The organism is Sphingomonas sp. 66-10 (genome assembly GCF_001897045.1).
Lineage (GTDB): Bacteria > Pseudomonadota > Alphaproteobacteria > Sphingomonadales > Sphingomonadaceae > Sphingomonas > Sphingomonas lycopersici.
Genome location: NZ_MKRR01000137.1, coordinates 42992 through 51189, shown reverse-complemented (window position 1 = coordinate 51189; position 8198 = coordinate 42992). Strand labels below are relative to the sequence as shown.

At 63.4% G+C, this 8198-nt stretch carries 7 protein-coding genes and 3 pseudogenes; 6 read left to right on the top strand and 4 right to left on the bottom strand.

Features of this window, described 5'->3' with window-relative positions; genetic code table 11:
- The 3 genes and pseudogenes from BGN95_RS18690 to BGN95_RS18680 form a co-directional block, all read right to left on the bottom strand.
- On the bottom strand, positions 1-448 hold a 448-nt coding region (locus tag BGN95_RS18690; protein WP_286773711.1), incomplete at its 3' end, for an EAL domain-containing protein.
- Between the two features lie 123 nt (positions 449-571).
- A pseudogene (locus BGN95_RS18685) lies at positions 572-1648 on the bottom strand (diguanylate cyclase domain-containing protein); the annotation flags it as partial.
- A gap of 106 nt (positions 1649-1754) precedes the next feature.
- Positions 1755-1829, bottom strand: a pseudogene (locus tag BGN95_RS18680) (hypothetical protein); the annotation flags it as partial.
- 9 nt (positions 1830-1838) lie between these two features.
- Between BGN95_RS18680 and BGN95_RS18675 the strand changes: the two are divergent.
- The 6 genes and pseudogenes from BGN95_RS18675 (at position 1839) to BGN95_RS18650 (ending at position 7310) form a co-directional block, all read left to right on the top strand.
- Complete coding sequence (locus BGN95_RS18675; RefSeq protein ID WP_286773717.1) at positions 1839-2240, top strand: hypothetical protein; 402 nt, start codon at positions 1839-1841, stop codon at positions 2238-2240.
- Positions 2241-2503: 263 nt separating this feature from the next.
- Positions 2504-3154 (top strand): response regulator, encoded by a 651-nt coding sequence (locus BGN95_RS18670; RefSeq protein ID WP_286773635.1) that lies wholly within the window; start codon positions 2504-2506, stop codon positions 3152-3154.
- A gap of 35 nt (positions 3155-3189) precedes the next feature.
- Entirely contained in the window at positions 3190-4872 is a 1683-nt protein-coding gene (locus BGN95_RS18665; protein ID WP_286773634.1) for a sensor histidine kinase, read from the top strand.
- A 213-nt stretch (positions 4873-5085) separates the two neighbouring features.
- On the top strand, positions 5086-5847 hold the full coding sequence (locus BGN95_RS18660; protein ID WP_286773633.1) for an Npun_F0296 family exosortase-dependent surface protein: 762 nt from the start codon (positions 5086-5088) through the stop codon (positions 5845-5847).
- Between the two features lie 860 nt (positions 5848-6707).
- Positions 6708-6884 (top strand): annotated as a pseudogene (locus tag BGN95_RS18655) (TetR/AcrR family transcriptional regulator); the annotation flags it as partial.
- A gap of 33 nt (positions 6885-6917) precedes the next feature.
- On the top strand, positions 6918-7310 hold the full coding sequence (locus BGN95_RS18650) for a hypothetical protein (RefSeq protein WP_286773716.1): 393 nt from the start codon (positions 6918-6920) through the stop codon (positions 7308-7310).
- On the opposite strand, the gene BGN95_RS18645 is transcribed toward BGN95_RS18650, so the two are convergent.
- A partial coding sequence (locus BGN95_RS18645) for an NAD(P)/FAD-dependent oxidoreductase (protein WP_286773632.1) occupies positions 7307-8198 on the bottom strand: 892 nt, incomplete at its 5' end. The genes BGN95_RS18650 and BGN95_RS18645 overlap by 4 nt on opposite strands.

Below are 8198 nucleotides of genomic sequence, written 5' to 3'. Positions count from 1 at the left end.
CCATCGCCACCGCCACGCCCAGCGCCTTGATTTGCCGGAGGACATGGGTCGTCCGGTCGAAATCGGCGATCATCGCGGTTTCGGTGATTTCGAGTTCGAGGCGCGACGGCGGCAAGCCGGTTTCAAGCAGAATCTGATGGATGAGCCGCGGCAAATCGACATGGCCGAGCTGCACCGGCGACAGATTGACCGCGATCTTATGGGGCTCCCGCCACCCTGCCGCTTCCGCGCAGGCAGTGCGAAGCACCCATTCGCCGATCGGCAGGATAAGACCCGATTGCTCGGCGATGGGAATGAATTCTTCGGGGGAGGTCGTCGTCCCGTCATCCCGAATCCACCGCACCAATGCCTCGTAGCCGGTAATATCGCCGGTTCGAACGGCGGTCTGGACTTGCCAATGGATGCATAAATGCCCTTGATCGAGCGCTTCGCGCAGCTCCTGCACCATCCGGCGACGCGCGCGGACGGCCTTGTCCATCGCCTCTTCGTAGAAGCACACATCGGTGGTGAGAGATGCCTTGGCCCGATACATGGCGAGATCGGCATTGTTGATCAGCGAGGATATCTCGCGCGCATCCTGCGGCCACAGCGCCACGCCAGCGCTCAACCCGCAGGAAAGCTGATTGCCGTCGAGATCGACCGGCGCAGTCACCGCGTCGCGCAGGCGGTCGACCAGTTCGAGCGCATCCTCGCGTTCCTGCAGCGTCATGAGCGCAACGAACTCGTCGCCTCCGAGCCGCGCGACGAATTCGCCCGGCCGTATCGCTGCCTTCATCCGCTCTGCGATGGTGATCAGCAATTGATCGCCGGCGGCATGGCCATGAACGTCGTTGACCTCCTTGAAGCGGTCCAGATCGATCGACAGCAATGCGAGCGGCGCGCACGGGCCATTCTCATCGGTCTGCCTGGTGAGCCATTCGAGGAACGAGGCGCGATTGGGCAGGCCGGTCAGGCTGTCGTTGCGGGCGAGATGCGCGATGCGTCGCTCCTGCGCGAGCCGCGGGCGCAGATCGCGAACCGCATAGATCATGCTCGGCCGCGCCTGCTGATCATCTTTTCGCAGCGCGACCTCGACCGGTATCGATCGCTGGTCGCCGGCCGCAAGGGTCGCCTGGGTGAGCGCGCCGATCGGGACTCTGTCTATATCCGGAAGCCACTTGCTCAACGCGCCGCCGACAATCTCGTCATGGTCGACCCCGGCGAGCGATGCAAAGGCTGCATTCGTCGCGACGATGTGTCCATCCTGTTCGACGATCATGCCGTCCACGCTGCCTTCCAAAAGCTCGACCAGCCGGCGGCGCGCCTGCGCGAGCGATTGTGCCTCGAGCGCGTGGCTGCACAACGCCGTGCCCAGGATCAAAAGGCCGACGCCGGTTACCGCGAAGGCCATTGCGAGGTTTGCCGCGCTCGCGGTGAGCTCGCCGTCGCGCGGCGCGAACGGAACGATCTCGATCGCGGCCATCGCCGTGAAATGGAGGATGATGATGCAAAGCACCATCAGCGCGGCCGGCGCCCAGACCGGATCTCTTCGGCCCGCGGCATGACCGCGATGGAACGCCAGGGCACCGAATAGGACCGCGCCGGCAATCGATGCGGCAACATAGTGCGCGGACCAGAATATCACGCCGCGTACCGCAAATGCCTGCATGCCGGTATAGTGCATGGCCGTCACGGCGCCCGAAGATCATCCCGCCCAATGCACCGGCGGCGCGGAAATCGTGATTGGCGACCCATAGCGCCAGCGCGCTCCCGAGGATCGCAAGGCCGAGCGAGGCGCCGGTCAAGATCGGCTCATATTCCACGGGGATGCCCGGCTGGTACGCGATCATCGCGACGAAATGGGTACACCAGATCGTCGCGCCGGTGGCGACCGCGCCCATGAAGGTCCACGCGACGCGCGTGCCCTCTTCGGCGTGCCGCAGGCGCTGCAAAAGCCGGAAAGTGATGTGAGAGCCGAGCAGGCAGATGACCGCTGCCAGGCCGACCAGCCAAAGATTGTGCTCCTGGGTCAGGCACAAAGCAAAGCGCATTCCGATTCGTCCATTCGTACACGTGAACGGCCGGGCCTATGCTGGCAGATCGTTATGAATTCGTTCATTTCGAGCGATTGTTACATCGATGTTAAAATATTGATTGCCAACCGCACCAAGTTCCTTCGCTTACAGGCGATTGTCGATACGAGATGCCATCGCGACAATCGAAACTATCGACTCGGTAGAATGGGTTTAACAGCGATGTAAAATCGTGCCGAAGCCTATAAACATTGTTATCGTTACTCTTTAAACTGTAGACGGTGAATATAGAGACGCTCCACCATTTTGCTGTGATGCCGGTCGTCTAAGTGCGAGACCAAAGGCAATCGTCGTTCGTGACGTGAGAGGCATCCCGTGATCGGGGGATTGAATCATCAGCCCCGGCCGATCAATCTGGCGGTGGAGGGCACCGGCCGGCACGGGCCGCCCTCGACGGGAGGCGCGGTGGCCCATAGTCGAAACGGACGCGGTTGACGGCGAGCGTCGTCATCGTCGAGGACGACCCGCTCGTGGCTACGCATGTCGCGCGCGGGGTGGAGGCGCATGAGGGGCTGTCGCTGGTCGCCACGGCTGCCACGCTGGCACAGGCGCGGGCGCTGCTCGATCGCTCGGTGGACCTGTTCATCCTCGATCTCGGCCTGCCCGACGGTAGCGGGATCGAATTGATCGCCGATATTCGGGCGCGCGGCGGGCCGGAGCCGAAGATCCTCGTCCTATCCGTCCTCGGCGATCAGGAGACGGTGCTGGCAGCGGTGCTCGCGGGGGCGGACGGTTATCTGCTGAAGGACCTCGACAGCCTCGATATCGGGCAGCAGGCGGCCGATGCCCTGACCGGCAGCGCGCCGCTCTCGCCCAGCATCGCCGCTTATGTGCTGCGCCATCTGCGCAAGCAGCAGGAGCAGGCGAGAACGGTGGAATGGGATCCGGGGCTTTCGCCGCGCGAGATCGAATTGCTGCAGTTGCTGGCGCGCGGCTACAGCAATCGACAAGCCGCCGTTGCGCTGGAGATATCGCCGCACACGATCGGCGATCATGTGAAATCGATTTATCGCAAACTCCGGGTGAGCAGCCGGGGCGAGGCGATGGTCCGCGCCTTCCGCAACGGGTTGCTGCATCCGTGACGGCGATGCGGCGGCCGACCGGTTGGCGGCGTGCGGTGATCATCATCCTCGGCGTGCAACTGCTGTTCTGGAGCATCTACGCCCTGATCGTCCTTGGCGTGCGCCCGATCGAGTCTCCCGAGGCGGACCGGGTGACGGCGGCGCGCGCGGCGCTGCCCGTCGGGCCGGGGCGAATGGGCGCGTACGTCGCCGATCTGCCGGGACCGGCGGTGCTGCGTCTCCCCGGCTGGCAACCCGTCGTGCTGCATCCTGCCCGCGCCAGCCCGCTGTCGCCCGCGCAAACCGGCGGGCGGGAGGCGGCGTCCCTGTCTTGTCTCGACGGCGATTGCCCCGAGCCGGCGGCGATCTACGCCGGGCCGTTCGACCGGATGAGTCGCGCGGCAGCGTTGGAAAGCTTCCAGCGGTTCGACATGGTCTGGGTGGCGATCGCGGTGGCGATGGTGACGGGAACGGCGTTGCTCGTCCTGCTGCCGGTCAATCGCATGTCGCGGCTGCAAACCGTGACCGGCCTTTTCCAGATCCTGGTCGGCGCGGATGCGTGGCTCACCACCTTTGGCGCCGCGAGCCTGCCCTATCGCTGGTTTCCGCTCCTGCGGTTCGGCACCGAATATCTCATGCTGACGGGAGCGGCGCTGGCCGTGAACGCCTTTGCCGGCTGGCGCGCGAGCGAGGCGCGGATGGTGGTTGCGTGCTTCGTGGCCGCCTTCGCTGCGCTGCTGGCGGCGATGGCGCTGGGAGAAGGGGTCGCCACGATCGTGCCGTGGCTCGACGCAGCGGCGCTCACCTTGCTGGTCGGCTATGGCCTGCTCGCCTTGCTGCGGATGGCGCGCACCGCGCCGGGGCCGGCGATCCGTGTGCTGGCATTGCTGCTTGCCGGGCTGGCGTCGATCGCTTTCGACCTGTTCTTTCGCCCGCCCAATCTCACGCTTCAGGCATCGGTTCTCGCCCCGCCGCTGGCGACCTTCGGGATATTGTTCGAAATTGCGCTGCAAGGCCGGCTGCTCAACCAGGAGGCTGAGGAGGCGCGCAGCGATCTTGAGCGGCAGGTGCTGGAGCAGGACGCCAGTTTACTGCGCTCGTCACAATTGCTGCGCCATCAGGAGCGACTGATCGCGATCGACGCCGAGCGCCAGCGACTGCTGCGCGATATGCATGATGGGGTAGGGGGCGTGCTGACCCACCTGCTGCTCGACTTGCGCGGCAGCCGGCTGACGCAAGGAGAGGTCGAGCAGGGATTGCAATCGGCGGTCGACGACCTGCGCAATATGGCGAGTGCGATCGATGCCGGGAACGAGCCGATCGACGAGGCGCTGGCGATGTTCTGCGAGCGTATCGAGGGGCGGCTCGCGCGGTCAGGCATCGCTTTCGATTATCGCTGCACGCTACCGATCCCCGCGCCTAGCCTCGACGTGCGGCGGCTGCTCAGTCTCTATCGGCTGTTGCAGGAAGGGATTGCCAATAGCGTGCGACACGCCCGCGCCACCCGGATCGCGCTGACGGTCGAAGCGGCCGAGGGCAAGGCGATCCGGATAACGCTGGCGGACGATGGCATCGGATTCGATCCTGGCCGGGCGGCCGGTTCGCCAGGGGAGGGACGGGGCTTGACCAACATCCGTCGCCGCGCCGAGCAAATGCGCGGCAGGATCGCGATCGATAGCGCGCCGGGCGAGGGCGCGCGGCTGATCCTGACCATCCCCGTCGCCGAGCGTAAATCCTGAATTCTCGGGCATTATTTGTCCTTACCCGACACGTACCATTTTGAGACGATGACGGCGGGATTGTCGGTTTATTATCCATACCCCCGCGAACGCGGGATTGTTGCCCCGATCCGATCGACCGAAAATGGCGCCACGGACGTTCGGCGAGAACGCCAAAACCGTGGCGATGTCGCCACGTCGCCGAGAACGACATTTTTGGGGACGAGGGAACCGATGAAAAGATCCGCATTCTTCTTCGCTGGCCTATGCGCGGCCCTGTCGGGCGTCGCCCATGCCGACACCTTCCATGTGACGATCGAAAATCCCGGCGTCGAGCATTCCACCGCCGCTTTCACCTCGATGGGTGTCGAAACGTTCGATTCGATCGTCTCCGGGTACAACCGGTCGTTCACCACCGATTTCGGGTCGGGCGGCGTGATCTCGGGCAGCTATGCCGGCGTCGATGTTGTCCCCGCAAACCAATATGGCGGCGCGGGCGGCGCGGGCAATTTCGCGAGCACATCGAGCGGCGCGGGTTTCTCGCTCTCGCTTGCCACCACCAATCCCGCCGGAATCAATTATTTCGGCTTCTGGTTGTCCGCGCTCGACAGCGGCAACACCCTGACCTTCTCAAAAGCCGGGACATCGCTTTTCACTTTCTCGGCGGCTGACGTGCTCGCGCTGGTCGGCAATATGCCCGGCTATTTCGGCAATCCCGACGCGCCGTTCGGCGGCAACAACGGCGGCCAACCCTATGTCTTTCTAAACTTCTTCGATACCAACGGCACCTTCGACAAGGTGACCTTTTCGGAGAATCTGGCGAACGCCGGCTATGAGTCGGACAATCATACCGTCGGCTTTTTCACCAGGGAAAGCGGCACGCCGGTCGGCGGGGTGCCGGAACCCGCGACCTGGGCGATGATGATCGTCGGCTTTGGCGCGGTGGCGGGCGCGATGCGGCGCCGTCAGGGCCGGGCAAGGCTGACCGCCGCGTAATCTTCCCCGATCGCGGGGAGGCGCCGTCCGACCCTGCTCCTGCGGACGGCAGGAGCAGGGCGGCGCCATTGTGGTCGGTGATATAGGGCCCTTCGTCGCAATCGTCGCGCCGGACGTCGTCCTCGCTCGTCGATGTGTCCAGACACGCCCTCGGTAGATCGAGGATCAAGCTGTAGACGAGACGCAGGCCGGCGAACTCGATTCGCCGCCAGCATGTCACGGTTCATCGCAGCATCCACCTCGTCCGCCTTGACGCCCGGCGGACTGCGATCAGAACCAAATTGAAGGTTTTTAGGTACTTTAACAGTATTGTTAAATTCTGCTACCGCGCAGTTTCTTACAATTTTTGGCGGATTTAATGAGTTTAGCGTCTCTTTCAAGGTACATTCTGCTATTATTTTTAATAGCAATTGTGTGCGCGATCATCGTTAGGTTGACGTTCAGCAACGCATCGCCGATGTTCGCCTGGATCATTTATATTTCATTCTTCCTTGCGTCTTTTCTTGTCTTGCAGCTCCTGAGAAGCAAGAGGAAGAGCAGTTAAAGAATGATCCAAGCCGACCTCCCTATCCAGCCGGACCGGAATATAGGCGTCGTCTGGCGGGGGAAGGGGAACGGCCTTTCGGGCGTCGCTCCAACTCGCCCCACCAATAATAGAGCGAAAGTCGCGCGGCGCATGCATCGCCTTCTAAATATCAATTCTTCGATACGGACATGCGCGACCGCGTGCGCAATCCGCCGATCTTTCACCTTGTCTCAACCTAGCACCGGCAATGCTTCTGGATATCGAGCCCGAATACGGGTTGCAATATGAGCGTGCCGCTCGCTGTCCAGTCTTCTATTAAAGAAGGACCCTGAACATGCGTTCGCCGACACCCAGGGCGCGAAGCAAGCGGAATGGCCCGAGGGTACGTGAGGAGGCGCTCGTTATCGCCCGCCGGCTGTTGCTGGAGCGCGGCCCGCGCGCGGTAACGCTCGCCAATGTCGGCCATGAGCTCGGCATGACGCATGCCAATGTCATCTACCATTTCGGATCGGCGGCGGACCTTCAATCGACGCTGATGGAATCGATGATCAAGGACCTGATCGCTGCGCTCGACACGATCCGGGCAGACGCGGGCGCCCCCGTCATCGTCGTCGACCAAATGTTCGATGCGTTCGGCAAGGGGGGCGCCGGGTCGCTCGCGGCATGGATCATTCTGTCGGGCAATGCCGCGCGTCTCGAACCTGTGCGTAACGCAGTGAAGGCATTGGTCGCGGCGATCGTCGATCAGACCGGGGACGTCGAAACTGCGCGCGGGGTCCATGAAGCCGTGCTGATGATGACACTGATGGCATTCGGCGACGCGGTCATCGGCCCCTATATTCGCGACATGCTCGATGAACGGAACGACGCGGCGGTCGGCCTGGCGGCGCGTGTCCTGCCGCATCTTCTGCGTCCGTCGGGCGGTCCTGCTTCCTAATCGGAAACTTCCCGCTCTTCCGATCCGGATTGGGTGATGAGCCGCGCGCTGCGTTGGCCGGTCCAATAGATCCACAGCCAGCTGAGCGCCACCATCAGCCGGTTGCGGACGCCGATCAGGAAGAAGATATGGACAAAGCCCCATAGCCACCACGCGAGGCGCCCGCGCAGCCGCACCCAGCCGAAATCGACGATCGCGGCGCGTTTTCCGATCGTGGCCAGGCTGCCGTCATTCTTGTACCGGAACCTTTCGGGCGGTGTCTTGCCAGCCAGTCGCGCCCGGATGACCTCGGCAACGAACCGTCCCTCCTGCTTTGCGGCGGGGGCGACACCGGGAACGAGCGTTCCCTCGTCATCCTCGACATGCGCGGTATCGCCGATCACGAACACGTCGGGAAACCCGGGGGCGGTGAGATTCGGCTCGACCAGCACGCGCCCGGCGCGGTCGCACGGCAGATCCAGCCACGCGCCCGCCGGCGATGCCTGGACGCCTGCCGCCCAGAGAATGGTTCGGGTGGCGAGGTGCGTTTCGCCGAGATGGACGCCGCCCGCATCGCATTCGGTCACCATATGATCGGTCAACACCTCGACCTTGAGCCTTTCAAGCGCACGCTTGGCATAAGCGGCAAGATGCTCCTTGAAGCTCGGCAGGATGCGCGGGCCGGCTTCGATCAGGATGACGCGTACTTCATCCATGCTGAAGTTTCGGAATTCGCCCCGCAGCGTTTCATGGGCCAATTCGGCGATCGTCCCGGCAAGTTCGACCCCTGTCGGCCCACCCCCGATGATGGCGAAGGTCAGATAGGCTGCCCGCTCCGCGGGGTTGTTTGATCGCTCCGCCTCCTCGAACGCGAACAGGATATTGCGCCGGATATGCGTCGCGTCCTCG

Excerpts from the sequence above, each read along its gene's own strand:
- BGN95_RS18660 (WP_286773633.1), top strand. The coding sequence starts at position 5,086 with ATGAAAAGATCCGCATTCTTCTTCGCTGGCCTATGCGCGGCCCTGTCG.
- BGN95_RS18675 (WP_286773717.1), top strand. The coding sequence starts at position 1,839 with ATGGGTACACCAGATCGTCGCGCCGGTGGCGACCGCGCCCATGAAGGT.
- BGN95_RS18650 (WP_286773716.1), top strand. The coding sequence starts at position 6,918 with ATGATCAAGGACCTGATCGCTGCGCTCGACACGATCCGGGCAGACGCG.